Here is a 24,507-nt window from a genome sequence, read left to right as displayed (position 1 = left end):
TGTTACTTATCGCTTTTTTATTAATTACAAAACACTAAGGCCTTGTTTATCTAGCATGTCGATAAGAGAAATTAACGGTAATCCAATCAGTGTATTTGGGTCTTTCCCTTCTAATTTTTCAAACAATGCAATGCCTAAACCTTCACACTTAAAGCTTCCCGCACAATAAAACGGTTCTTCTTTGTCAACATAGTTTTCAATTTGTTGACGGCTTAGTTTTCTGAAATAAACATTGAACTCTTCACAGATGGTTTCTGCTTGTTTTGTTGTAGTATTAAATACGGAAAGACCCGTATAAAATGTAATTTTTTGACCACTTGCTTCTTCAAGTTGTTTTACTGCTTTTTCACGAGTAAGTGGTTTACCTACAATTTTTTCGTTAATGACACAAACTTGGTCGGATCCAATGATCAAATAATTTGGATCTTCAATGTCACATGAACTTGCTTTTGTTTCTGCTAAACGAGTAACTAAATTAATAGGTGATTCATTTTTAAGCGGAGTTTCATCACAAATGGGTGAAATTGCATCAAAATCCAGTTGGATCTTTGACAAGATCTCTTTACGGAATGGGGATGTAGAGGCAAGAATGAGTTTTGATTGCATAATGGGTTCTTCTTCTCAAATTTTTCGTTTATTATTAGTGATACCAATTCCAGTAATTATCTACTCGTTATTACTGGTTAAATCATTTAATAGCTGCGTTAAAAAATAGTATTGTAGAATAACTACTTATAATATTTTTCGCCTTACTCTTAAGTGATTTTCCTGTGTAATAAATAGAACATCTAATTAATTACATTGGTATAACTCTGCTGAAATAGCAACTGGGAAGAAAAAAAGCATAAATTTGTGCCATTTTTCTTTGACTCGAAGGCTTTAGAAAGATAAGATGCGCGCCCTATGCAAAAGGTAAAATTACCACGAACAGTTGATGCTGCTCGAACTGCTCAAAAAAGAATGGACTACGATGGAATCATCCAGTCTAGTATTTTAAAGCGTTTAGCTGAATCTACTGTAGATGTGAAAAGTGATGCTGAAGTCACTTTGTCATTTAAAGTTGACGAACAACGACTAGCCGTTATCTCTGGTAAAGCTGACGTCGATGTGTTGTTGGAATGTCAACGCTGTAATGAAAATTTCGAACATCATCTAAGCGTATCATTTACCTACACGCCTTTTTTAAGCGAAGAGAAGGCAGCTTTAGTTCCTGAGGACTATGAGCTTGTAGATTTAAATGAGTTTGGTGAAGTCGATCTCGTTGAGCTGGTAACTGACGAGTTTATTCTAGCGTTGCCGCAAGTCGCTATGCATGACATTGAAGATTGTCAGGTCAAATCTAACAATTTGGTATTTGGCGAAATTCCTGAAGAGGAAGAGAAACCGAATCCGTTTGATGTTTTAAAATCTTTAAAACAACAGTAATTGAGGAGTAGGGTCCATGGCCGTACAAAAGAGCAAGAAATCACGTTCAATGCGTGGCATGCGTCGTTCACACGATGCACTAACTACAAGTGCAGTATCTGTAGACGCAACAAGTGGCGAAACTCACCTTCGTCACAACGTTACAGCTGACGGTTACTACCGTGGCCGCAAGGTAATCAACAAGTAAGGTTGACGCTTTGCAGCAGCTAACCATTGCAATTGATGCGATGGGTGGGGATTTCGGTCCCCAAGTTACAGTGCCTGCCGCCGTGCAGGCATTGTCACAATTCCCAGAGCTAAAAATTACAGTTATTGGAGATCGTGACGCGATTTCTACACAACTGACACATCTAAATTATATCCCCAACTTAAGATTTTCTATTGTTCATAGCGAGAGCGTTATAGGCAATAACACACAACCTTCAAAAGCCCTACGTCACAGTCGCGGAAGCTCAATGCGAATGGCCATTGACATGGTCGCAAATAAAGAAGCAGATGCGTGCATTAGTGCCGGCAATACAGGTGCGCTGATGGGATTATCTCGATTTACATTAAAGCTTCTTCCTGGTGTCGAACGTCCTGCGCTAATTAGCCCTTTACCAACTAAAAATAATCAAAGAACTTGGATGTTAGATCTTGGTGCTAACGTTTCGTGCGATGCTGAAACCCTTTTTCAGTTCGCGGTAATGGGTTCAGAATTAGCTGAGCAAACATTGAAACGTAAAGCTAAAGTCGCATTATTAAATATTGGTGAAGAAGAGATTAAGGGTAACGATCAGATTAAACGTTGCGCTGAAATGTTAAATCAATGCCAAGATATTGAATTTATCGGTTATATTGAAGGTGATAAGCTTTATCAAGGCATTGCAGATGTAGTAGTGTGTGATGGCTTTGTTGGGAATGTTTGCTTGAAAACAAGTGAAGGTGTAGCGCATTTATTTTTAGATCAACTAAAATCACACCTGATCACATCAAAATTTAAACAATTTATAGCGAAATGGCTCTTTGGTGATGTCATTTCTTGCTTAAAAGGGCTGAACCCCGACCAGTATAACGGCGCAAGTCTGATAGGATTGCGCGGCATTGTTGTTAAAAGTCATGGAAGCGCAGATGTATCTGCCTTTAACAATGCCATCAAGGAAGCGGTTCATGAGGTCAAGCGACAAATACCTAACCGTATTAGTGATCGCTTGGAGGCAGTTTTACTCGAGAGGCATTATTAGTCTTCATGTATAGCAAAATTTTAGGTACTGGTAGCTATTTACCAGCACAAATTCGCTCAAATGCGGATTTAGAAAAAATGGTCGATACTAGTGATGAGTGGATCTTAGCTCGAACTGGTATTAGTGAACGTCGCATTGCTGGTGAAGATGAATCGGTAGCTACAATGGCTCACCTTGCTTCTGTAAATGCAATTGAAATGGCTGGTATTGATAAGAACGATATTGATCTTATTATTTTGGCAACAAGTACACCTACGTACTCATTTCCATCTGCAGCGTGTGAAGTTCAAGGTTTATTAGGTATTCAAGGCTGTCCTGCATTTGATTTATCAGCAGCATGTTCAGGTTTTGTTTATGCATTAAGTGTTGCAGACCAACACATTAAAACAGGCATGGCAAAGAACGTACTTGTTATTGGTTCTGATGCTGTTTCTCATACTTGTGATCCAGAAGACCGCTCAACTATCATTTTATTTGGTGATGGTGCAGGCGCTGTTGTCTTAGGACAAAGTGAAGAGCCTGGCATTATCTCAACACATTTACATGCTGATGGTAAGTTTGGTGAATTACTTTCATTACCTGTTCCTTCTCGTAAGAATGAAGAAGCAGACAAGTGGCTATATATGGCTGGTAATGAAGTATTTAAAGTAGCAGTAACTCAACTGTCTAACTTGGTTAAAGAAACACTTCAAGAAAATCAGATGGATAAATCTGAACTTGATTGGTTGGTTCCTCATCAAGCTAACTTACGAATTATTAAAGCGACAGCAAAGAAACTATCAATGTCGATGGATCAAGTTGTTGTAACTCTAGACCGCCACGGTAACACTTCAGCTGCGACTGTTCCTACAGCGTTAGATGAAGCGGTACGTGATGGCCGAATTCAACGAGGTCAAACTTTACTACTTGAAGCATTTGGTGGTGGGTTTACTTGGGGCTCGGCTCTGGTTAAGTTTTAAATTTAGAGGTTAACCCTACGTGTGGTTGACCCTCTTAAATAAGCTTATTTAAAGGAAATAATATTCATGAGCAATTTTGCTATCGTTTTTCCAGGCCAAGGCTCTCAAGCTGTTGGCATGCTTGCTGAATTAGGTGAGCAACACGAAGTGGTAACTCAAACATTTGCAGAAGCATCTGACGCGTTAGGTTATGACTTATGGTCTTTAGTTCAAAATGGACCAGCAGAAGATTTAAATCAAACTTTCCGTACGCAGCCTGCATTGTTAGCAACATCTGTTGCATTATGGCGTGTATGGCAAGAACAAGGTTTGGCTCAACCATCAGTATTGGCTGGTCATAGCCTTGGTGAATATTCAGCGCTTGTTTGTGCGGGTGTCATTGACTTTAAAGAAGCGATTAAATTAGTAGAATTGCGTGGCCAATTAATGCAAGAAGCGGTTCCTGCAGGTATTGGTGCTATGTATGCAATTATTGGTTTAGATAACGACTCAATTGCTAAAGCATGTGAAGACGCGGCGCAAGGTGAAGTGGTTTCTCCTGTAAACTTTAACTCTCCAGGCCAAGTGGTTATCGCTGGTAACAAAGATGCAGTTGAACGTGCAGGCGTATTATGTAAAGAAGCGGGTGCAAAACGTGCACTTCCTTTACCAGTATCAGTACCCTCACACTGTGCACTAATGAAACCAGCTGCAGATAAATTGGCAGTTGCATTAGAAAGTATTGAATTCAACACACCAGCATTACCTGTAATTAATAATGTTGATGTTATTGCAGAAACTGATCCTGCAAAAATTAAAGACGCACTAGTTCGTCAACTATACGGCCCAGTTCGTTGGACTGAAGTTGTTGAAAACATGGCTGAACAAGGTGTTGAAACGTTATACGAAGTTGGTCCAGGCAAAGTATTAACTGGCCTAACGAAACGCATCGTTAAATCACTTAGCGCAGCAGCGGTAAATGATGCTGCTTCACTTGAAGCTGCTAAGTAATTAAAGGGAAAATAAAATGATGAATCTAGAAGGCAAAATTGCCTTAGTTACTGGTGCAAGCCGTGGTATTGGTCGTTCAATCGCTGAACTACTTGTATCTCGTGGCGCAACAGTGATTGGTACAGCAACGTCTGAAGGTGGCGCTGCAGCAATCAGTGAATACCTAGGTGAGAATGGTAAAGGTCTTGCTTTAAATGTAACTGATGTAGAGTCGATTGAGTCTGTACTAAAAAGCATTAACGATGAGTTTGGTGCGATTGATATCTTAGTAAACAATGCGGGTATTACTCGTGATAACCTACTTATGCGTATGAAAGACGATGAGTGGACAGATATCATGGATACTAACTTAACGTCTATTTTCCGTTTATCAAAAGCGGTTCTTCGTGGCATGATGAAGAAGCGTAACGGTCGTATCATTAACGTTGGTTCTGTTGTTGGTACAATGGGTAACGCTGGTCAAACTAACTATGCAGCTGCAAAAGCAGGCGTAATTGGTTTTACTAAGTCTATGGCTCGTGAAGTTGCTTCACGTGGCGTAACAGTAAATACTGTTGCACCAGGTTTTATTGAAACAGATATGACAAAAGCCTTGAATGATGACCAACGAGCTGCAACACTATCAGCGGTACCAGCTGGACGTCTAGGTGATCCAAAAGAAATCGCATCAGCGGTGGTATTTTTGGCTTCTCCGGAAGCGGCATACATTACGGGCGAAACACTGCACGTAAATGGCGGCATGTACATGGTTTAATTCATAGAATTGATTTAAGGGTGACTTAGGTCAATTCTGAGTCAAAATTGCACTAAAAATCACGAAAATCGTGGTTTGACCAGCAATGTTGGCCTTGCAACTTTCTTATTAATGAATAAAATACAGCAAGTATCGCAAATCAGCGAATCTGTAATTAGGAAAATAAAAAATGAGTAATCTTGAAGAACGCGTAAAGAAAATCATCGTTGAACAACTAGGTGTGGATGAAGCTGAAGTTAAAAACGAAGCATCATTTGTTGATGACCTAGGTGCAGACTCACTAGACACAGTTGAGCTAGTAATGGCTCTAGAAGAAGAGTTTGATACTGAGATTCCAGATGAAGAAGCTGAGAAGATCACTACTGTTCAAGCTGCTATCGACTACGTAACTAGCGCACAGTAAGAAATACCCTCCAGGCGGTCATCTTGACCGCCTGAGTTTTTATACGCAACAAATCCCTATCTAATTTCAATTAATTCCGGAGAAATATATCGTGTCCAAACGTCGTGTAGTTGTTACAGGCATGGGTATGCTAACACCGGTGGGTAACACTGTTGAAGCATCTTGGAAAGCGCTGTTAGCAGGCCAAAGCGGTATCGTTAATATCGAACACTTTGACACCACTGAGTTTACTACTCGTTTTGCAGGTCTAGTTCAAGACTTTAATGCTGAAGAGTACATGTCTAAGAAAGACGCTCGTAAGATGGATTTATTTATCCAATACGGCGTAGCTGCTGGCATTCAGGCATTAGATGACTCGGGTTTTAAAGTTACTGAAGAAAATGCTCATCGTATCGGTGCTGCAATTGGTTCAGGTATTGGTGGCCTTGGCTTAATTGAAGCTGGCTACAAAGCATTCAGTGAAAAAGGTCCTCGTAAGATCAGCCCGTTTTTCGTGCCTTCTACCATCGTTAATATGATCGCAGGTCATATGTCGATTATTCGTGGTTTACGTGGTCCAAATATCGCAATTTCAACTGCTTGTACTACAGGTCTTCATAATATTGGTCATGCTGCACGTATGATCGCTTATGGTGATGCTGATGCAATGCTAGCTGGTGGTGCAGAGAAAGCATCTACAGAGCTAGGTATGGGTGGTTTTGGTGCAGCAAAAGCACTATCTACAAATAATGAAAACCCTCAAGGCGCATCTCGTCCTTGGGACAAAAACCGTGATGGTTTTGTTCTAGGTGATGGTGCTGGCATGATGGTTCTTGAAGAGTATGAACACGCTAAAGCTCGTGGTGCTAAGATCTACTGTGAACTTGTAGGTTTTGGTATGAGTGGTGATGCTTACCATATGACTTCGCCAACGCCAGATGGTTCTGGTGGTGCGTTAGCTATGGAAGCTGCGATGCGTGATGCTGGCGTAACAGGTGAACAAATCGGTTACGTAAATGCACACGGTACGTCTACTCCTGCTGGTGATGTAGCTGAAATTAAAGGCATTAAACGTGCTCTTGGTGAAGCTGGCTCTAAGCAAGTTTTAGTATCTTCAACAAAATCAATGACTGGTCACCTTTTAGGTGCTGCAGGCTCTGTTGAAGCAATCATCACAGCGATGTCTTTGGTTGATCAAATCGTTCCACCAACAATCAACCTTGATGATCCTGAAGAAGGTTTAGATATTGACCTTGTTCCACACACAGCTCGTAAAGTAACAGATATGGAATACGCAATCTGTAACTCATTCGGTTTTGGTGGTACAAACGGTTCACTAATCTTCAAGAAAATGTAATAACTTGTTTGTGAAGCTTAACTAGTTTCCAAGAGTCAGTTACACTTTAAAGGCGGTTTGATATTATATCAAACCGCCTTTTTATTTATTAGTCTGTTGGTTAGGAGTTGTCATGTTTTGGGTTAATGGAATGGAATCTGAATTACTTCCAATCAGTGATAGAGCAACTCAGTATGGTGATGGTTTTTTTACTACCATGAAGGTATTAAATAAGAAGATTTGTTTGTGGAAACTGCACTTAATTCGACTTAAAACCTCAGCAGAACGTTTAGGTATAACGGAGCCAGATTGGTGTGTACTTGAAGAGCAAATGACTGGACTTGCTTCTAAAGTAATGAATGGTGGCATTAAAATCTTAATAACAAGAGGAAGTGGTGGGCGAGGTTACTCTCCAGAAGGATGTACAAACACGCAAGTGATTGTGTCTACTTTTACACAGCCTGTTGAATATCAAGAATGGCAACAAAAAGGCATAGATTTAGGAATATCCGATATTCATCTAGGACTCAATCCGCTCTTAGCTGGAATGAAACATCTAAACCGCCTAGAGCAAGTGCTAATAAAACAATCAGTGAAGAAAACAGATTACTTAGATGTCATTGTTCTCGATATTAATAACAACATCGTTGAGACGTCGATAGGAAACATTTTTTGGGTTAAGGGTGATAGAATATTTACCCCTAATTTATCATTAGCAGGTGTTGAAGGGGTGATGAAGACGCACATTAGTGAAATTGCTAAGAGTCATCATATCGACATAGAATCAGTACATTGTAATATTGATACGCTTGCAAATGCAGATGAAGTTTTTATCACTAACTCCTTATTTGAAGTTGTACCGATAAATAAGATCAAAGAAATTCATTTTACCAAACATACATTAACTCATTGGTTTCAGGAGAAACTGTACTCGTGTTGAAAAAACTAATTATCATTATTTTATTTTTAGCAGTCGCTGCACTTGGTGCGGGCTTTTGGGCTTATCAGCAGGCAATCAATTTTACACAACAACCTGTAATGCTAGAGAACGCTCAACTTGTTGAAGTAAAACCAGGGACAAGTTATCGAAAACTTATCCGTCAATTTGAAGAAAATAAATGGATATCTGATGCTAAATGGGCACGGTTTACTCATAAAGTATCACCTCAGCTAACAAATATTAAAGCCGGTACTTATTGGGTTGAACCAAACCAAACACTTGCAGATGTGTTAACTCAGCTAAAAACAGGTAAAGAACATCAATTCTCAATTACTTTTGTAGAAGGAAGTCGTTTTTCTGAATGGCAACAACAGTTAGAACAAGCTCCTTATCTAGAGCATGAGCTTGAAGGAATGTCAGAAAAAGAAATTGCAAACAAGTTGGGTATTGAACGAACTAAATTGGAAGGCTTATTTTTAGCTGAAACATACCATTACACCGCAGGTATGAGTGATTTTGATATTTTGGAACGCTCTCATAAAGCATTAACAACATTATTAGATGCAGAATGGAAAACAAAGTCAGCTAACTTACCGTTAAAATCTTCTTATGAAGCATTAATTCTAGCGTCTATTATTGAAAAAGAGACGGCAATTGACTCTGAGAGAGAGCGAGTTTCATCTGTGTTTGTTAACCGCTTAAAGCGTGGTATGCGTTTACAAACTGATCCGACAGTTATCTATGGTATGGGTGACAAATACGACGGTAATATTCGTAAGAAAGATCTACGAACACCTACGGCTTATAATACTTATACTATTAATGGATTACCGCCAACGCCGATTGCTATGGCTGGTCCTGCTTCAATAAAAGCAGCTCTTCATCCTGAAACAAGCCGATACTTATATTTTGTCGCTGATGGTACTGGCGGTCATAAATTCACTAAATCACTAGTTGAGCATAACAAAGCGGTTAGAGCTTACTTAAGAACCTTAAGAAATTAATCATGTCTAAATTTATTGTAATCGAAGGCCTAGAAGGCGCAGGTAAAAGTACAGCAATTAAGAACGTACTAGCTACATTGGCAAAACACGGTATTACGTCACCAGTTACAACGCGTGAGCCAGGAGGAACCCCTCTTGCTGAGAAAATGCGTGAACTGGTTAAACAAGGTCATCCTGATGAGCCACTAACGGATATGGCTGAATTGCTTCTTCTTTATGCTGCACGTGCTCAGTTAGTAGGTAACGTGATTAAGCCTGCTCTTGCAAGAGGTGAATGGGTTGTTGGTGATCGTCATGATTTATCTTCACAAGCATACCAAGGTGGTGGTCGTGGATTTGATCATGAGTTAATGATGACCATGAGAAATACAGTATTAGGTGATTTTAAGCCTGATTTAACTATTTACATGGATATTGACCCTAAACTAGGTTTACAGAGAGCATCTGCTCGCGGTGAGCTTGATAGAATTGAACAAATGAAACTAGATTTTTTTGAAAGAAGTCGCGAACGTTATTTAGAATTTGCAAATAGTGATGAAAGTATTATTACTATTGATGCGGGACAAGATTTAGAAACCGTGACAAATTCAATTATTACCGCTTTAGAAGCTTGGCTAGTTAAGAATGGCAACTAAACTTTATCCATGGCAGGAAAGTTTGTGGCAACAATGGCAGCAGTTGATTCAGGCAGATCGACTTCCTCATGCCATATTGTGTGCCATGCCTGTAGGGGCAGGACGAGAAGCATTAGTTCAGTATTTTGCTGATACGCTATTGTGTTTAACGCAAGGTATTGAACCTTGTGGTTTTTGTCATAGTTGCGAGTTAATTAAATCACAAACACACCCTGATCTGCATTGGATAAAGCCAGAAACTGAAGGTAAGTCTATTTCAGTGGAACAAATACGCCAATGTAATTCATGGGCTTTAGAGTCCTCACAATTCAACGCTAAGCGTGTGATCATCATTGATCCTGCAGAAAAAATGACAGAATCTGCAGCTAATGCATTACTTAAGACATTAGAAGCACCACCGAAAAATTGTCAATTTGTATTGTTGGCCGATTCTCCTCATCAGTTATTACCAACAATACGTAGTCGTTGTCAGGTATGGCATCAATCGAAAATTGATGCTGAATCTATCACAATCTGGCTTAGAGAAACTGAAAACCTTTCAGTATCAATGCAGTCTATTGCTTTGAATGACTCACTCCCATTAGCAGTGAAAAGCTTTTATCAAGATAAGAAACAAGCATTACATAAACAGCTACTTTCAGACTTTGAATCCAGTGTGAAAAGTGATTTTTGCCAGACTGCTGATGTAGTTAAAACTGTTCTAAAACTTGAAAGTGAAGGCTTAACTTGGCTAAGTTACTTACTTGCTGATATTCAGAAGAGACAGATGGGAGTAATGCAGCCTTGGGTTCATTGTGACGAAATAAAGCTCATAGAAAGCTTAGCGAAAACATTATCGAGTAATGTGGTCTATAAGCAATACATTGCACTGAATTCGTTACAAGAGCAATTGGATAGTTTCCCTGGTTTAAATAAAGAATTACTACTAACTCAATGGATGTTTGAGTTTACTGGAGAGTTGAGTGTTAATTGATTCACACTGTCATTTAGATAAATTAAATTATGATGACTTACACGTAAATGTTGCTGATGTACTTGATAAAGCGAAGAAACAAGGAGTCGAGCAGTTTTTAACTGTAGGTGTTACCTTAGATGCCTTTCCAAATATGATGAACATGATAGCACAACACCCAGAAGTTCATGCATCTTGTGGTATTCATCCATTGGATGTGGATTCTGCATTTGATTTATCACTCTTTCGTCAATACGCAGCACATGAACGTGTGGTAGCCATTGGTGAAACGGGGCTAGATTATTTTTATCAACCAGAAAGTGCGCCGCGTCAGAGAGAGCTATTTGAGCAACAAGTTGAGGTTGCTGTTGAGTATAATAAGCCTCTAATTATTCATACTAGACAAGCAAGAGAAGACACTCTAGCCATTCTAAAAAATGGTAAAGCAGATAAATGTGGTGGGGTGATTCACTGCTTTACTGAAGATTGGGCTTTTGCTGAAGCTGCGATGGAACTTGGTTTTTACATTTCAATTTCAGGGATTGTTACTTTTAATAAAGCATCCGAGCTGAAAGATGTGGTTCGTCGTCTTCCTCTTGAGCGTTTATTAGTTGAAACCGACTCTCCTTATTTAGCTCCTGTACCTTTTCGCGGAAAGGAAAATCAACCTGCATACGTGAAAGAAGTGGCAGCATATATTGCCTTACTTAAAGGGAAAAGTGTCGAAGAAGTAGCACAAACTACCACCACTAATTTCAAAAATCTTTTTTTGAACAAATAATTAGATATTGGTTGTAAAGTAATCGATAAAGGAGGCTTAGGTCTCCTTTTTTTTTGTTTTACGGATTTAACCCTGTTTTTTATACCGATCACGATACGTAAACGTTTACGTTTGTATTATATTTGTACTATCTATTTTTGTTGCTAAAAATAACATTTCAGTTTTTGATTTTTTCAACATAATATCTTTTAAATCAACATCTTGAGTTTAAATTTGTTTTTTCTGGAAGAAATTTCTAAGCCTTGCTTTTGTGATCACTGCAGGGTTTTAAAACAATAAATGAAAACATGCTAGAAACTGGTTTTGCATAGGTCTATATTTAGCGCAGTTTGATTTGAGATACGATTATTTACAATTTATTAATTGCATCAAAGGCAAGGGGGATATTGCCGTAATTAATAAGTAGATAATTAAATCCAAATTGTAGTTATAAATATTAGGAGCAAAACATGTTTAAACACCTTTTTGCTAGTCTACAGAAAGTCGGTAAGGCGCTAATGCTGCCTGTATCAGTTCTTCCTGTTGCTGGTATTCTTTTAGGGGTTGGTGCAGCCAACTTTAGTTTCCTTCCAGAAGTGGTTTCTCACTTAATGGAACAAGCTGGTGGTTCAGTATTCGGTCAAATGGCTCTGCTATTTGCTGTTGGTACTGCACTTGGTTTTACAAACAATGATGGCGTTGCTGGTCTAGCTGCTGTTGTTGGTTATGGCATCATGGTTGCTACATTAAAAGTAATGGCAACTGTAATGGGTGTTGATGGCATTGAGACTGGTGTTCTTGGTGGTATCTTAGCTGGTGGTGTTGCTGGTTGGGCATTCAACAAGTTCTACCGTATTCAACTTCCTGAATACTTAGGTTTCTTCGCTGGTAAGCGTGCTGTGCCAATCGTAACTGGTTTTGCATCTATCGCTCTAGGTCTTATCCTATCAGTTGTATGGCCTCCAATCGGTAGTGCTATTGCAGCATTCTCTGACTGGGCTGCACATCAAAACCCAGTAGCTGCATTCGGTATCTACGGTGTTATTGAACGTTCTTTAATTCCTTTTGGTCTACACCATATCTGGAACGTACCGTTCTTCTACGAAGCTGGTTCTTGTGTGAACAATGCTGGTGAACACGTAAATGGTATCATGACTTGTTTCCTAACTGCTGATGACGCATCTCGTGCAGCAGGTAACGGTTTCGGTCAACTAGCTGGTGGTTACTTATTCAAAATGTTCGGTCTTCCTGCTGCTGCAATCGCAATTGCACACTCAGCAAAACCTGAAAACCGCGCTAAAGTAATGGGTATCATGGCATCTGCTGCGTTAACTTCATTCCTAACAGGTATTACTGAACCAATCGAATTCGCATTCCTATTCGTTGCTCCTGTACTGTACGCTATCCACGCTGTATTAGCTGGTGTTGCATACATGCTAACTAACGCACTAGGCATCGTTCACGGTCACACGTTCTCAAATGGTTTCATTGACTTCGTTGTTCAATCTCCACGTGCTGAGAATATGCTTCTTCTTGTTGGTCTTGGTCTTGTTTACGCTGTTGTTTACTACGTAGTATTCCGCGCTGTAATTAAAGCAATGAACCTAAAAACACCTGGTCGTGAAGATGAAGATGATACTGCTACTAAAGTAACTGGTTCTGAACTAGCTGGTGAACTAGTTGCTGCATTCGGTGGTAAAGAGAACATCACTAACCTTGATGCTTGTATCACTCGTCTACGTGTTTCTGTAGCGAATGTTGAAGCTGTAAACCAAGATAAACTAAAACAACTTGGCGCTGCTGGTGTTGTTGTAGCTGGTTCTGGTGTACAAGCTATCTTCGGTACTAAGTCTGATAACCTTAAAACAGACATGAATGAGTGGATTAGCAACAACTAATTCATCATTGAAAGAATAAAAAGGAGGCCAATTGGTCTCCTTTTTTTATTTTTGTTCTGGGAAGATAAATTCTTGGTGTGAATCTAACCATGCAGAGTATTTATTCATTATTGAATTAAACAGCTCTGATTCTATAAACTCAAATAACCAACGCTGTAAATTTTTGTATTTACTTTGGCGAAACCAATGAATATCAACAAAAGCAAATTGACGAATAAATGGAAGAATCGCTAAATCTGCAAAGCTGTATTGTTTAGAGAAAAGCATCGGTGAAGTCGTTAGTCTTTGTTCTAATTTATTTAAAAACAGCTCACCTTGTTCTCGGTAGTAAATTTCAGAATATTCAGGGTAGCGATCAGCGTACTTATATTTATCTAACCAACTTTTGAAAATATCATCGTTCTCTCGAATCAATTGAAACATCTCGCTTGTTGTTGATTGCAATAGCTCAGAGCCTTCTAACGCCCATTTCATAATATCTAAGCTCTCATCAATAACTTTACCCTTATTGTTAATTAAAACAGGTACAGTGCCTTTAGGTGAGGCTTGAAGCATAGATTCAGGTTTGTTTTTTAATATAATTTCTCGAAGATGCACGGTTTTGTTTGATTGAACTATGCCAAGTCGTGCGCGCATGGCATAAGGGCAACGTCGAAAAGAGTAGAGTGTATTCATGATTTAACCCATTATCAGAGCAGTATAAAAAAGCAGATCCGAAGATCTGCTTAAGGTTAGCATTTTCTAGTCTCTAGTTACCGTTCATTGCTTTACGAATACAGAAGGCTGCGCCCCCCCAAGTAATCCCTAAACCAATAATCATCATAATGATTGCACCCGTTTCCATATTAAGCCTCCTTGCTTGATTTATTAATAATAATACCGACAACTAGCATTGCTGCAATTAAGCCCCAGCCTAGTAGTAGTAAATCTGATTGTGCATAACCACCATAACCATCAGTTAGCGTATTAATAATATTGGTGCCTAGGATAACGACTAAGAAAGCAGGGCTTACGAATCGTAGGCAAATTTCAAACCATTTACCAACTGTAAATTCTGATACAGCATTTACGTGTGAACGAATATCTGCAAGTTTTACTAGCCAGCCCATAACAAGTAGTTCAATTAAGCAGCTTGCAAGCAGAGCGATGTTGTTAATGAAATAATCAACAAGATCCAACAGCAGTAGACCCCCATTTGTCGCAAATGCCATTGAAATAATTAAACCAGAACCACAAACAACAGAAGCTGCTTTTCTACGAGACCAATTCAGCTTATCGATAAATGCAGAGGTAACGGCTTCAATAATAGAGATGTGAGAGCTTAACCCTGCCACAACAAGTGCTAAGAAGAATAGTGGGCCTAAAATATAAGGTATTGGCAGTAAGTTAATTGCAGCAGGAATAGTAACAAATGCCAAACCAACGCCCGCACTAACGACTTCAGTTAATGGTTTTCCTTGTTCTTGAGCCATGTAACCAAGAACAGAGAAGATAAGAATACCTGCAATAATAGAAAAGCCACAGTTAATTAGTACCGTCATAAAGGCGTTGTTATTAACATCTGATTTTTCAGGAAGGTAGCTTGAATAAGCAAGCATGATGGCGAAGCCAACACTTAGAGTAAAGAAGATTTGTCCGTATGCCGCAGACCAAACTTTTGGATCCGTAATTTTACTAAAATCTGGTTGGAATAAGTAGTTCAGGCCATCCAATGCGCCAGGTAAGAAAACCATACGACCAATAAGAGCAATAACCATAATAAACAGTAAAGGCATCATAATTTTGCTTGCTCGTTCAATACCACTTTTCACTCCACCAAAAATGGCTGCAAAAGTAATTGCCCAAGCAAAAAGCATAGGAATAGCGATATGCCATTGAATGCTACCTAGCTTACTTGGCGAGTTGTCACCTAATTGTAGATATTCACTGAAAAAATATGCATTAGTATCTTGTCCCCAACTCTGTGAGAAAGACATACTGAAATAAGAGATTGCCCAGCCAATAACAGCAACATAATAAACGGCGATAACGGCTGCGATCATGACTTGAAACCAACCTAACCATTCATATTTTTGGTTGAGCTTGGCAAAGGTACGTGGTGCTGACCCTCTATATTTATGACCCATACCAAATTCCATGATCATAAATGGAATACCAGCAGTGATCATGGCAAATAAATAAGGAATGAAAAAAGCACCGCCACCATTTTCATATGCCATATATGGAAAGCGCCAGATATTACCTAAACCGATAGCAGATCCTACTGCTGCAAGAATAAATCCTGCACGAGAACCCCATTGTTCACGCTTCATAAATTACTCCTTTAAAAAACTTTTCCCTGAGAATTGAAGCTTAATTGGTATCATTCTCTAATAAATTCAAATTGATTTTGCTTAAATTGGATGTATTCCCTAAGCATTAAAGTCAGATTACCTATTTATATATGTTAACGCAATATGACAAAAAGGTAGGTTTATATGTTTCAAATAGTGTTTTATTCTGATTTATGAGGTTTTATTAGATATGGTTATTGGTGATGAGTGGCTATGCGGGGCTATTTATTGTTAAATAAAGGTTGCATAATCAATTGTGTTATTTATAAAATAATGATTAAGTGTTGTAAATTTAGGCATTTTCATTGTTTTTGAAAATGCCTAACCTTTCTTTTCATAAATAAAGTGGGATTAAAAACTGAATCTGAGTCCTAGATTCGCTTGTAATTGATTGACCCAGCTTCCCTCATATTTAATCGTACAAGAGTTTTTATTCGGTGTAGAAACACAACTGCTGTCAAAGTTGCTATCAACAGAGGTACCTAGCCAGCGTCCTTCTAGTTGTAATGCAAAATTATCAGTAAAGTGATATTGGAAACCACCAAAAGCACCAGCTGAAAATCGAATGTTTTCATCTATCCAATCAACATCCGCATACGTACCACCAATACTTAATCCAAAAAACGAACTGATATTCTTAGTTAATTGGTAATCTAGCGCACTTTGAAAGTGAAGATAGTGCATATTGGAACTTTGATTAATATCTTCAATATCATTTGTCTGATTACTATAAAATAAGCCGATACGGCCAGCATCGTAATCCGTTTCAATAGCTAATGAATAGGCGGTATTTCCTTTTAATTCGTATACTTCTCCTTCGGTGTCTTCAATTTCACCACCTGAAGCATACCCAACTGAAGGAGTTATATGTATTTGGGCGAGAGAGGGTAAAGGGGTTAATATTAACAACCCTAATAGTGATAGACGCTTCATGTTTTCTCCTAGAATTCCTTTTCATAAAAACCACAAATCTGCATCTATTATGCTGACATTGTGATGCTTATACCAACTTGCTGATTGAATAAGATCAATTCCTTGAAGATACTTCAAATTACTGTTAATTTTTTGTAAACAGATAATGCAATCGTTTTTATTAATTGTCTGTATATTAAAATAACAAGGAGTCGTTATGGATCACGATTTTAAATTTGCTCTTATTACTACCATTGCTGTTTTTTCAGGATTAGCTTTTTTTGGGGCTCTGGTACTAATGGCGTAAGAAAGTGATGAGAGAGTATGAAAAGAAGAGCAATAAGGTTAAGCCTATTGCTCTTTTTAGTATTTATTCTATGCAAAAGCTTGTATAGGAAGGTAAGATTGCCATGCGTTGGTATATAAAGATTGAGAAAGACCTCTTAACTTAGTGAATCGAGCTTCTTCAAATTCTGTAAACTCGCGATCTTCGATAAAAGCAAGACGCTCCATACTTTGAATTTCTTCGTAAATCTTATGTTCAACACCATTTTTAACATCTGCAATGTCTTTTAAATGAAGTTGTATTTCTGCAATGAGTTTTGTTTTAGGTAGTTCAACCAATAATTTTATGTCTCTGTACCCAGATTTAGCAGGCTGAGAAAAGCGGTTAGTAACACTAACAACCGTTGTTTCTCTATTTAATGCTTCATATGCGGTAACTAAATCAGGAATTGAGTCAGCTACGACAGTCGCTCTTGCGATATCTGTCAGTTGATTAACCTGACCATTTAATTCTTGCTCAATTTTAATTTTTGCTCGCTCGTTGTTTTTTACTCCCGCAAATTGAGTCTGGCTATTGGAAATAAGAGCGGTTTGCTTACAGATATTTTCTAACTCATGCTGAGCTTGATGCGCTTTAGAGCTTAAAATATCAAAGTCATTGTAAGGTTGATGCGAGAAATGGTTCCAACTATCAATGGATAGAAGACCATTTAGGCTGTGAAGTACATGATGGTGGTCGATCTCAGATTGATTGGATTCTTGGTAATCTGGCTCTATATGTTCAAGTAAAGAGGCAGCTTGTGCTTGAGGTCGTCCAAAGACTAAAACCATTAAGACTGCAGCACGGGCAAACTTTTTCATTCTGTTTCCTTTATGAAGTAGAAAGAAATAGCAACTAAGAGGACTATATCTTAGCAACACCTACTTAAGAAGTATGGGCATAGATAGCAGTTTCAAGGCAGGAAATTTAATGTTGTTCGAGTTTGCGCTAACGGTCACAAAAGACGTTTTCCTGACAATAATTTGATAATTTACTTATTGAAGTATTTTTACTCGTAAACTCTGTTATTTAGCTGCTAAATGTGTAAAATCGAGTATTCTTTTTTATACCTAAATTTAGAGTACAAGTAGGTTATCTATGACAGCAACAAACGAATTATTGCAAGACTTAAAAGCTCGTGGGCTTATTGCACAGTGCACAGCAGACGAAGAATTAGCTGAGCACCTTTCAACTGACTGTCGTACTCTCTATTGTGGCTTCGATCCGACAGCAGACAGCTTACATATTGGTAGCCTAGTACCACTATTAGTGCTTAAGCGTTTTCAACAAGCTGGTCATAAACCATTAGCGCTTGTTGGTGGTGCTACAGGCTTAATCGGTGACCCAAGCTTTAAAGCTGCTGAGCGTCAACTTAATACGAATGAAGTGGTTGGCGATTGGGTTAACAAAATTAAAGCACAAGTTTCAGCTTTTGTTGATTTTACAGAAGAGAAAAACGGTGCAGAAGTAGTAAACAATTTAGATTGGATCGGTCAAATTAACGTAATTGAATTTATGCGTGATGTGGGTAAACATTTCAGCGTAAATGCGATGATCCAAAAAGAATCAGTAAAACAACGTATCGATCGTGAAGGTTCTGGTATTTCATTTACTGAATTCAGCTACATGCTACTTCAATCATACGATTTTGCAGCATTAAACAAAGAAAAAGAGTGTACATTACAAATTGGTGGCTCAGATCAGTGGGGTAACATCACTGGTGGTATCGACCTTACTCGTCGTATGAACCGCAATAAAGTATTTGGTTTAACGCTTCCTTTAGTAACAAAATCAGATGGTACTAAGTTTGGTAAAACTGAATCAGGTACAATTTGGTTAGACTCAAGTAAAACATCACCATACGCTTTCTACCAATTCTGGTTAGGTACTGCGGATGCTGACGTATATAACTTCCTACGTTTCTTTACTTTCTTAACAGTAGAAGAGATTGCAGCTATTGAAGAGAGCGATAAGAGTGTTCAAGGCCGTCCTGAAGGTCAAGGCATTCTAGCTCGTGAAGTAACTCGTCTAGTTCACGGTGAAGAAGGTTTAGCATCTGCTGAACGTATCACTAAAGCACTTTTTTCTGGTGATCTTTCTTCACTAACAGAAACAGATTTAGCACAACTTGCTTTAGATGGTCTTCCATCAACAGAATTAGAAGCTTCTGAACAAACGATTGTTGAAGTTCTAACTCAATCTGAACTAGCTAAATCAAACAAAATGGCGCGTGAATTCATCGGTAACGGTGCAGTGTCTGTAAACGGCGAGAAAGTAGCTGATACAGAAGCAGTACTTAAGAAAGAAGATGCACTGTTTGGTAAATACAGCGTAATCAAACGTGGTAAGAAGCTATTTAACCTATACATCTGGAAATAATAATCCAATCGTGGTGGAGTAGATAAGTGATACTCTAGTCCATCACATAATATATTAGATAATAAAAAAGCGAACCTCATTATTGTGGTTCGCTTTTTTTATATTTACTACGATTGGTATTATCCGTTAACGATGTTTTGGCTTACGTTTAGGACCTGAACCTGAAGGCTTATTTGCTGACGGTTTATTGCCGTTTGGTTTGCCATTATTGCTTGGTTTACCATTATTATTAGGCTTTCCATTAGAGTAACCGTTGCGAACGCCATTTTTCTTACCACTTGATGTCGGCTTTTCTGAATGTGCATTCCCGTTACGATTATTTTTTCCGTTACGGTTGTTATTATTGCTCGTACGCGGATCACCATCAAATTGGCCTTTCGTATGTTTAGTCGCAAAGCGTTTGGCACCATGACGTCCAGTTTGACGACGTTCTGCTGGTGTTTGAGCATCTAAATCTTCTTCAGGAACAAGACAGTTCGGCTTATCGCCAATTAAATGTTTCTTACCCATGTTGATAAGCGTTTCACGGATTAACTTCCAGTTTTTAGGATCATGATAACGAAGTAACGCTTTATGTAATCGGCGTTGACGTTCACCTTTAGCGACTGGTACATCTTCGCGCTTTTTGTATTTTACGCGTTTTAATGGGTTCGTTTCTGAATAATACATTGATGTTGCATTACACATAGGCGATGGATAGAAGTTCTGAACTTGGTCACATTCAAAATTATTCTTCTTAAGCCAAAGAGCAAGATTAAGCATATCCTCATCTTCTGTTCCCGGGTGAGCTGAGATGAAGTAAGGAATTAAATATTGTTTCTTGCCTGCTTCTTGGCTGTATTTTTCAAACATGGTTTTAAAACGATCGTACGTTCCCATGCCCGGCTTCATCATTAAATCTAATGGGCCTTTTTCAGTATGTTCTGGGGCAATTTTTAAATAACCACCAACGTGATGCGTTACTAATTCACGAACGTATTCAGGAGACTCAATCGCTAAATCATAACGTACACCTGATGCGATTAAGACTTTTTTTACGCCTTTTACTTTTCGTGCTTCACGATATAAATCAATCGTATGTTTATGATCAGTATTCAGTTTTTCACAGATCTTAGGAAATACGCATGATGGGCGACGACACGTTGCTTCTGCTTTAGGTACCGAACAGCCTAAACGATACATGTTGGCTGTTGGGCCACCAAGATCTGAAATCGTACCGGTAAACCCTGGTACTTTGTCGCGAATTTCTTCTAATTCGTTCAAAATGGATTCTTTTGAACGGTTTTGAATGATGCGACCTTCGTGTTCTGTGATACTACAGAATGAACAACCACCAAAACAGCCACGCATAATATTGACCGATGTTTTAATCATGTCGTATGCAGGGATTTTTGCTTTTCCGTACATTGGATGAGGAACACGAGCAAAAGGCAAATCAAACACGAAATCCATCTCTTCTGTTGTGAGTGGAATAGGCGCTTGGTTTACCCATAATTCACGGTCACCGTGGCGTTGAATTAGCGCACGTCCAGAGTATGGATTGGTTTCTAAATGCATAACACGGCTAGCATGAGCATAAAGAATACGGTCATTATTTAACTTTTCAAATGGCGGAAGTCGAACTGCCGTCGTTTTTGCGTCATGTCGTGATGGACGAACGGTAATAACTTGCGGCTTGTCTTCTTTAGCATCCGCTTTATTGCTCTCGCATTGTTCTTCCGTTTCGTAAGGGTTTTGAGGAACAAAGACGGCTTGGCTTGGCTTTTCAATACGCGATGAATCAATGATCTTAAAGCCTTCAGGTTCAGCAGGTAAATTCACTGCGGTACCTCGAATGTTTGTCATTGTTTTTACGTCTTCGCCATTAGCAAGACGATGAGCAACTTCCACTAATGCACGTTCTGCATTACCAAAAAGAAGAATGTCGCCCTTTGCATCAAATAATACTGAGCGGCGAACTTTATCAGACCAGTAATCGTAGTGCGCTAAACGGCGTAAGCTTGCTTCAATACCGCCTAAAACAATCGGTGTGTCTTTGAAAGCCTCACGACAACGCTGCGAGTAAACAAGAACAGCACGATCAGGGCGCTTTCCGCCTTCGTTATTTGGCGTATAGGCGTCATCGTGGCGAAGTTTTTTATCTGATGTATAGCGGTTGATCATTGAATCCATGTTGCCAGCAGTAATACCAAAAAATAAATTTGGTTTTCCTAGCTTCATGAACGCATCTTTATTGTCCCATTTAGGCTGAGCAATAATACCAACACGGAAACCTTGAGATTCAAGTAAACGTCCAATAATCGCCATACCAAAACTTGGATGGTCAACATACGCATCTCCGGTAACAATAATGATGTCGCAGCTATCCCATCCTAATTGCTCCATCTCTTTACGAGAGGTCGGTAGAAACGGAGCCGTTCCATAGCATTCTGCCCAGAATTTCGGGTATTGATTAATTGGAGTTACGTTGTGCATTAGTTCACCTCAGAATTTGGAGGCCGAATTATACCGATTTGAGGTGGGATTAACCAGAAAAGAAAGCCCTCATTATGAGTAAGGGAGTTTTAGTGGTCGTTGAACTACATATATAAACGACATAAATAGGTGATAGAAATGGCTAAAAAGGAAAGTGCGAAAATGATAGCCGTATCTTTAATCATTAGTATGTGTCCGTATGGTTATAAATATTGATAAGCTAAATGTATCGTTAATTTATAAGATTTGCGTGAGCATTAGGTAAATTGTTTGTAAGGAAAATGCCTACCAGCCTATTTATTCTTAAAGATAAAAAAAACGCCAGTAACGTTGAATTACTGGCGTTTCAATAAGTTATCTATTTAACGCATTACGCGTACATTGGAACAAGAACCATAGTACCGATAATTACTGTGATTAAACCACAGATAACCGGAACAGATGTACGTTTTACCACTTCAAATGGGCTGATTTTTGCCATACCAGATGTCGCAACGATAACGCCAGATACTGGTGAAATAGTACGACCAAGGTTAGATGCTTGAAGCATTGGAATGATAAGGAATGCAGGGCTAAGACCCATTTTACCTGCAAGCTGAGGAGCAAGCTCTACGAATGCGTAGAAAGGTGCATTACCAGAACCTGTTGCGATAGCAGCAGCAACGGTTAAACCAGTTAGTAGAAGCATTAGAGCCATACCACCCGCACCGGCTTTATCAGCTAAGTGAAGTAGGTTATCAATTGCGCCAACAGACATTAGACCTTGAGCAAATACACCCGCAGCAACTAATAGCATAACTACGCCTTTAAATGCATCAGCCATACCTTCATAACAAGATTCTAAATCTTCTAATGTTTTTTTACCGTTCAGTTTATTGGTCGTAAAGTTAACTAACGCACCAATAAAGATAGAACCAACAACGATAGTGTAAATATCTAAAGATAGACCTGGGATTGTCTCGCCGTTAAACAAGAAAACACCTACGATTGGTAAGAAAGGAAGAATCGCATAGTAAGATGGTGCGTTCACTTCCATTGCAGAAATATCGACTTTCTCCATTGGTGTGTTTTCTTTCTTATCAAGGTATTTATTCCAGAAGAATGCGGCTGCTGCCATCACGATGATTGCACAAATTGATACAGGAAGTACGGTTTCAACTGCGAAAACATGAAGAGGTAAACCTGATTTCTCTGCTGCAACAATTACATCACCTGATGTAGGTGAAAGGATGATTGCTGCTGGTGATGCACACACTGCAACCGCTGCAGGGCGTGAGATACCCATTGCCGTCATCATCGGGAATAGGGTTGCCATTAATAGAACACCAAGGCCTGTAGCAGAACTTACAGCAAGAGACATTAGACACGCTACGATGTAAGCAGCAACTAATAGAATGTAAGGTGATTTAATGAATGCTAATGGTTTTGAAAATTGCTTAACAACGACATTATTTGCACCGATGTGAGTCATGTAAGAGGCAAAACCACAAAGAAGCATGATTTGCATACCTAAGCCGCCGCCACGGTATTGAAGCATGTATTTCACATACTCAAGCGCATCTGTTAATAGGCTACCTGTAGCCGTTACTTTTGCAGGAAGAACTGAATGACCTAAAAGACCTGCAATAATTAGCAGTGCTAAACCCGCTGTCAGTAATACGCCTGCAGCTTTATATCCTTTTACGATAAAGTAACCAACAAATATGGTGATCACTAAACCAATTAATAACTCCAACATGGAATTTCCCTCTATTAAGTTTCAAATATTCAAAAATTGTGTAATTTACAAACATCTTCTTACACATTTCATCACACAAATTTACCTAAGTTTTATCTGTGGCACATCTGATACTTTGCATCTATATGATCTAAAACAAACAAAAAACAATTCTGTTAATAGTGCGATGAATAATTGTTATTTTTATTGTAACAAAAGGATAAAAACTTGAAATTAAGCAAGGTATTTTTGAGATCTTAATAAGAATAGGTTGTTTTTTAACCGTGACTAGACGAAGGGAAAATAGCGTTTATACTAGCTTGATTCAAATTCCGTAAATAGAACTTCATTATGTTATTTCAAACTATGCAATATATCCTTATTCCTGCTTTGCTTGGTGCTCAAATTATTTTGACCATCATTTTGCATAAAGGAGATATTTGCCCAGGTCAACGTGGTCGCGTACATAAGTGGTTGCCTGCACTGATTTTAGGTTGGTGTGCGATTGCTGGTTTTGGTATGACTTACGCGCCGATATTTGCAATGAATTTTATTCCTGCAATCGCAATTACTGGTTTTTATTTAAGTGTAAAAACGGGTAAAACACGAGATAAAGGGCCACTGATTGTTTTGGCATTAGCCAATGGTTTTGCCGCTGCAAGTTTTGTTAATTTAGCACTTGGTTCTGGGTCCTTTACTCAATTATTTTATGCGTTAATCGGTCCATTTATTTTTGGTGCTCTATTTGCTCACCTGCTTTTAACTCTTGCTCGTACTCGTCTACAAGCCTTCCATAAGATTTTACCAATTAGTGGTATCGTTGGCGGTATCATTATGGCTGTGATTTTACTTTGCCAAACATTAAGTGTTCATGAGATCTTTCTAGATCGTATGGCAGTGAAGTTAGCGATTGCTTTAGGTTTGATGCTATTAAGTATTGGTTTTTGGACTTATCACTTATTTAAACAACAGGCGATCAAGTGGCAATTTTTGCTAATAGCGAACATTATTATGGCTATTTCTGGTTATTATCAGTTTCAGTTGTTTTTTGTGAGATAGAGCAAACATTCTGTTCGAAAATTGGTCTAATCTAAGTTTGTCTCTTAAG

The 24,507-nt window shown here is 38.7% G+C and carries 25 protein-coding genes; 17 read left to right on the top strand and 8 right to left on the bottom strand.

The window, feature by feature from the left end; genetic code table 11:
- Positions 1 to 24 precede the first annotated feature (24 nt).
- Positions 25 to 606: a nucleoside triphosphate pyrophosphatase gene (locus HC728_RS04865; RefSeq protein WP_065598241.1), complete on the bottom strand. Its 582-nt coding sequence runs from the start codon at positions 604 to 606 to the stop codon at positions 25 to 27.
- A 297-nt stretch (positions 607 to 903) separates the two neighbouring features.
- Here HC728_RS04865 and yceD point away from each other — a divergent pair, with 297 nt between their 5' ends.
- From yceD to ptsG, 14 genes are all read left to right on the top strand, one after another.
- Positions 904 to 1,425, top strand: a complete 522-nt coding sequence (yceD, locus tag HC728_RS04860; protein ID WP_005420140.1) for a 23S rRNA accumulation protein YceD — start codon at positions 904 to 906, stop codon at positions 1,423 to 1,425.
- A 16-nt stretch (positions 1,426 to 1,441) separates the two neighbouring features.
- Positions 1,442 to 1,612 carry a 50S ribosomal protein L32 gene (gene rpmF, locus HC728_RS04855; RefSeq protein WP_005420138.1) on the top strand — a complete coding sequence of 57 codons (171 nt, stop codon included), beginning with the start codon at positions 1,442 to 1,444 and terminating at the stop codon, positions 1,610 to 1,612.
- Between the two features lie 10 nt (positions 1,613 to 1,622).
- Complete coding sequence (gene plsX, locus HC728_RS04850) at positions 1,623 to 2,648, top strand: phosphate acyltransferase PlsX (protein WP_065598243.1); 1,026 nt, start codon at positions 1,623 to 1,625, stop codon at positions 2,646 to 2,648.
- A 5-nt stretch (positions 2,649 to 2,653) separates the two neighbouring features.
- Positions 2,654 to 3,607: a beta-ketoacyl-ACP synthase III gene (locus HC728_RS04845; protein ID WP_005420128.1), complete on the top strand. Its 954-nt coding sequence runs from the start codon at positions 2,654 to 2,656 to the stop codon at positions 3,605 to 3,607.
- A gap of 66 nt (positions 3,608 to 3,673) precedes the next feature.
- Positions 3,674 to 4,597, top strand: a complete 924-nt coding sequence (gene fabD, locus HC728_RS04840) for an ACP S-malonyltransferase (RefSeq protein ID WP_017020093.1) — start codon at positions 3,674 to 3,676, stop codon at positions 4,595 to 4,597.
- Positions 4,598 to 4,616: 19 nt separating this feature from the next.
- Positions 4,617 to 5,351, top strand: a complete 735-nt coding sequence (gene fabG / locus HC728_RS04835) for a 3-oxoacyl-ACP reductase FabG (RefSeq protein WP_005420124.1) — start codon at positions 4,617 to 4,619, stop codon at positions 5,349 to 5,351.
- A 169-nt stretch (positions 5,352 to 5,520) separates the two neighbouring features.
- On the top strand, positions 5,521 to 5,754 hold the full coding sequence (gene acpP / locus HC728_RS04830) for an acyl carrier protein (protein ID WP_004737381.1): 234 nt from the start codon (positions 5,521 to 5,523) through the stop codon (positions 5,752 to 5,754).
- Positions 5,755 to 5,845: 91 nt separating this feature from the next.
- The gene (fabF, locus tag HC728_RS04825; protein WP_005420122.1) at positions 5,846 to 7,090 is read left to right on the top strand and encodes a beta-ketoacyl-ACP synthase II; all 1,245 of its coding nucleotides are present in this window, start codon (positions 5,846 to 5,848) and stop codon (positions 7,088 to 7,090) included.
- A 112-nt stretch (positions 7,091 to 7,202) separates the two neighbouring features.
- Positions 7,203 to 8,009, top strand: a complete 807-nt coding sequence (pabC, locus tag HC728_RS04820) for an aminodeoxychorismate lyase (protein WP_190395175.1) — start codon at positions 7,203 to 7,205, stop codon at positions 8,007 to 8,009.
- Positions 8,003 to 9,013, top strand: a complete 1,011-nt coding sequence (mltG, locus tag HC728_RS04815; RefSeq protein WP_063669426.1) for an endolytic transglycosylase MltG — start codon at positions 8,003 to 8,005, stop codon at positions 9,011 to 9,013. Before pabC ends, mltG begins: the two co-directional genes overlap by 7 nt.
- A gap of 2 nt (positions 9,014 to 9,015) precedes the next feature.
- The gene (tmk, locus tag HC728_RS04810; RefSeq protein WP_190395174.1) at positions 9,016 to 9,648 is read left to right on the top strand and encodes a dTMP kinase; all 633 of its coding nucleotides are present in this window, start codon (positions 9,016 to 9,018) and stop codon (positions 9,646 to 9,648) included.
- Positions 9,638 to 10,621, top strand: a complete 984-nt coding sequence (gene holB / locus HC728_RS04805; protein WP_155663284.1) for a DNA polymerase III subunit delta' — start codon at positions 9,638 to 9,640, stop codon at positions 10,619 to 10,621. The genes tmk and holB overlap by 11 nt, the downstream gene beginning before the upstream one ends.
- On the top strand, positions 10,611 to 11,381 hold the full coding sequence (locus HC728_RS04800) for a TatD family hydrolase (RefSeq protein ID WP_065598247.1): 771 nt from the start codon (positions 10,611 to 10,613) through the stop codon (positions 11,379 to 11,381). The genes holB and HC728_RS04800 overlap by 11 nt, the downstream gene beginning before the upstream one ends.
- A 449-nt stretch (positions 11,382 to 11,830) precedes the next feature.
- A complete protein-coding gene (gene ptsG / locus HC728_RS04795) occupies positions 11,831 to 13,258 on the top strand; it encodes a PTS glucose transporter subunit IIBC (protein WP_065598249.1) in 1,428 nt (475 codons plus the stop codon).
- Positions 13,259 to 13,303: 45 nt separating this feature from the next.
- Here ptsG and HC728_RS04790 read toward each other — a convergent pair whose 3' ends face one another.
- The 4 genes from HC728_RS04790 to HC728_RS04775 form a co-directional block, all read right to left on the bottom strand.
- Complete coding sequence (locus tag HC728_RS04790; RefSeq protein ID WP_190395173.1) at positions 13,304 to 13,933, bottom strand: glutathione S-transferase; 630 nt, start codon at positions 13,931 to 13,933, stop codon at positions 13,304 to 13,306.
- Positions 13,934 to 14,006: 73 nt separating this feature from the next.
- Complete coding sequence (locus HC728_RS04785; RefSeq protein WP_054775339.1) at positions 14,007 to 14,102, bottom strand: MetS family NSS transporter small subunit; 96 nt, start codon at positions 14,100 to 14,102, stop codon at positions 14,007 to 14,009.
- 1 nt (position 14,103) lies between these two features.
- On the bottom strand, positions 14,104 to 15,570 hold the full coding sequence (locus tag HC728_RS04780; RefSeq protein ID WP_190395172.1) for a sodium-dependent transporter: 1,467 nt from the start codon (positions 15,568 to 15,570) through the stop codon (positions 14,104 to 14,106).
- 372 nt (positions 15,571 to 15,942) lie between these two features.
- Positions 15,943 to 16,524 carry a porin family protein gene (locus tag HC728_RS04775; protein ID WP_190395171.1) on the bottom strand — a complete coding sequence of 194 codons (582 nt, stop codon included), beginning with the start codon at positions 16,522 to 16,524 and terminating at the stop codon, positions 15,943 to 15,945.
- Positions 16,525 to 16,720: 196 nt separating this feature from the next.
- Between HC728_RS04775 and HC728_RS04770 the strand changes: the two genes are divergently transcribed.
- Positions 16,721 to 16,810 carry a YnhF family membrane protein gene (locus HC728_RS04770; RefSeq protein ID WP_005420101.1) on the top strand — a complete coding sequence of 30 codons (90 nt, stop codon included), beginning with the start codon at positions 16,721 to 16,723 and terminating at the stop codon, positions 16,808 to 16,810.
- 68 nt (positions 16,811 to 16,878) lie between these two features.
- Here HC728_RS04770 and HC728_RS04765 read toward each other — a convergent pair whose 3' ends face one another.
- Entirely contained in the window at positions 16,879 to 17,649 is a 771-nt protein-coding gene (locus tag HC728_RS04765) for a phosphoribosylglycinamide formyltransferase (protein ID WP_005420099.1), read from the bottom strand.
- A gap of 277 nt (positions 17,650 to 17,926) precedes the next feature.
- Between HC728_RS04765 and tyrS the strand changes: the two genes are divergently transcribed.
- Positions 17,927 to 19,207: a tyrosine--tRNA ligase gene (tyrS, locus tag HC728_RS04760; RefSeq protein ID WP_017020103.1), complete on the top strand. Its 1,281-nt coding sequence runs from the start codon at positions 17,927 to 17,929 to the stop codon at positions 19,205 to 19,207.
- 126 nt (positions 19,208 to 19,333) lie between these two features.
- Here the strand turns inward: tyrS and HC728_RS04755 are convergent, their stop codons facing one another.
- Entirely contained in the window at positions 19,334 to 21,682 is a 2,349-nt protein-coding gene (locus HC728_RS04755; RefSeq protein ID WP_190395170.1) for a YgiQ family radical SAM protein, read from the bottom strand.
- A 370-nt stretch (positions 21,683 to 22,052) separates the two neighbouring features.
- Positions 22,053 to 23,420, bottom strand: coding sequence for an anaerobic C4-dicarboxylate transporter DcuC (gene dcuC, locus HC728_RS04750; RefSeq protein WP_005420093.1), 1,368 nt, complete (start codon positions 23,418 to 23,420; stop codon positions 22,053 to 22,055).
- A 330-nt stretch (positions 23,421 to 23,750) separates the two neighbouring features.
- Here dcuC and HC728_RS04745 point away from each other — a divergent pair, with 330 nt between their 5' ends.
- Positions 23,751 to 24,458, top strand: coding sequence for a hypothetical protein (locus HC728_RS04745; RefSeq protein WP_017020105.1), 708 nt, complete (start codon positions 23,751 to 23,753; stop codon positions 24,456 to 24,458).
- Positions 24,459 to 24,507: the final 49 nt, after the last annotated feature.

Source organism: Aliivibrio sp. S10_S31 (assembly GCF_014694495.1).
In the GTDB taxonomy this organism is placed as follows: domain Bacteria; phylum Pseudomonadota; class Gammaproteobacteria; order Enterobacterales; family Vibrionaceae; genus Aliivibrio; species Aliivibrio fischeri.
Note: the sequence above shows the minus strand (reverse complement) of the source record. Positions and strands in the feature narration are given on the sequence as shown.

Excerpts from the sequence above, each read along its gene's own strand:
- HC728_RS04865 (WP_065598241.1), bottom strand. The coding sequence starts at position 606 with ATGCAATCAAAACTCATTCTTGCCTCTACATCCCCATTCCGTAAAGAG.
- yceD (WP_005420140.1), top strand. The coding sequence starts at position 904 with ATGCAAAAGGTAAAATTACCACGAACAGTTGATGCTGCTCGAACTGCT.
- rpmF (WP_005420138.1), top strand. The coding sequence starts at position 1,442 with ATGGCCGTACAAAAGAGCAAGAAATCACGTTCAATGCGTGGCATGCGT.
- HC728_RS04845 (WP_005420128.1), top strand. The coding sequence starts at position 2,654 with ATGTATAGCAAAATTTTAGGTACTGGTAGCTATTTACCAGCACAAATT.
- fabD (WP_017020093.1), top strand. The coding sequence starts at position 3,674 with ATGAGCAATTTTGCTATCGTTTTTCCAGGCCAAGGCTCTCAAGCTGTT.
- fabG (WP_005420124.1), top strand. The coding sequence starts at position 4,617 with ATGAATCTAGAAGGCAAAATTGCCTTAGTTACTGGTGCAAGCCGTGGT.
- acpP (WP_004737381.1), top strand. The coding sequence starts at position 5,521 with ATGAGTAATCTTGAAGAACGCGTAAAGAAAATCATCGTTGAACAACTA.
- pabC (WP_190395175.1), top strand. The coding sequence starts at position 7,203 with ATGTTTTGGGTTAATGGAATGGAATCTGAATTACTTCCAATCAGTGAT.
- tmk (WP_190395174.1), top strand. The coding sequence starts at position 9,016 with ATGTCTAAATTTATTGTAATCGAAGGCCTAGAAGGCGCAGGTAAAAGT.
- holB (WP_155663284.1), top strand. The coding sequence starts at position 9,638 with ATGGCAACTAAACTTTATCCATGGCAGGAAAGTTTGTGGCAACAATGG.
- ptsG (WP_065598249.1), top strand. The coding sequence starts at position 11,831 with ATGTTTAAACACCTTTTTGCTAGTCTACAGAAAGTCGGTAAGGCGCTA.
- HC728_RS04790 (WP_190395173.1), bottom strand. The coding sequence starts at position 13,933 with ATGAATACACTCTACTCTTTTCGACGTTGCCCTTATGCCATGCGCGCA.
- HC728_RS04785 (WP_054775339.1), bottom strand. The coding sequence starts at position 14,102 with ATGGAAACGGGTGCAATCATTATGATGATTATTGGTTTAGGGATTACT.
- HC728_RS04780 (WP_190395172.1), bottom strand. The coding sequence starts at position 15,570 with ATGAAGCGTGAACAATGGGGTTCTCGTGCAGGATTTATTCTTGCAGCA.
- HC728_RS04775 (WP_190395171.1), bottom strand. The coding sequence starts at position 16,524 with ATGAAGCGTCTATCACTATTAGGGTTGTTAATATTAACCCCTTTACCC.
- HC728_RS04770 (WP_005420101.1), top strand. The coding sequence starts at position 16,721 with ATGGATCACGATTTTAAATTTGCTCTTATTACTACCATTGCTGTTTTT.
- HC728_RS04765 (WP_005420099.1), bottom strand. The coding sequence starts at position 17,649 with ATGAAAAAGTTTGCCCGTGCTGCAGTCTTAATGGTTTTAGTCTTTGGA.
- tyrS (WP_017020103.1), top strand. The coding sequence starts at position 17,927 with ATGACAGCAACAAACGAATTATTGCAAGACTTAAAAGCTCGTGGGCTT.
- HC728_RS04755 (WP_190395170.1), bottom strand. The coding sequence starts at position 21,682 with ATGCACAACGTAACTCCAATTAATCAATACCCGAAATTCTGGGCAGAA.
- dcuC (WP_005420093.1), bottom strand. The coding sequence starts at position 23,420 with ATGTTGGAGTTATTAATTGGTTTAGTGATCACCATATTTGTTGGTTAC.
- HC728_RS04745 (WP_017020105.1), top strand. The coding sequence starts at position 23,751 with ATGTTATTTCAAACTATGCAATATATCCTTATTCCTGCTTTGCTTGGT.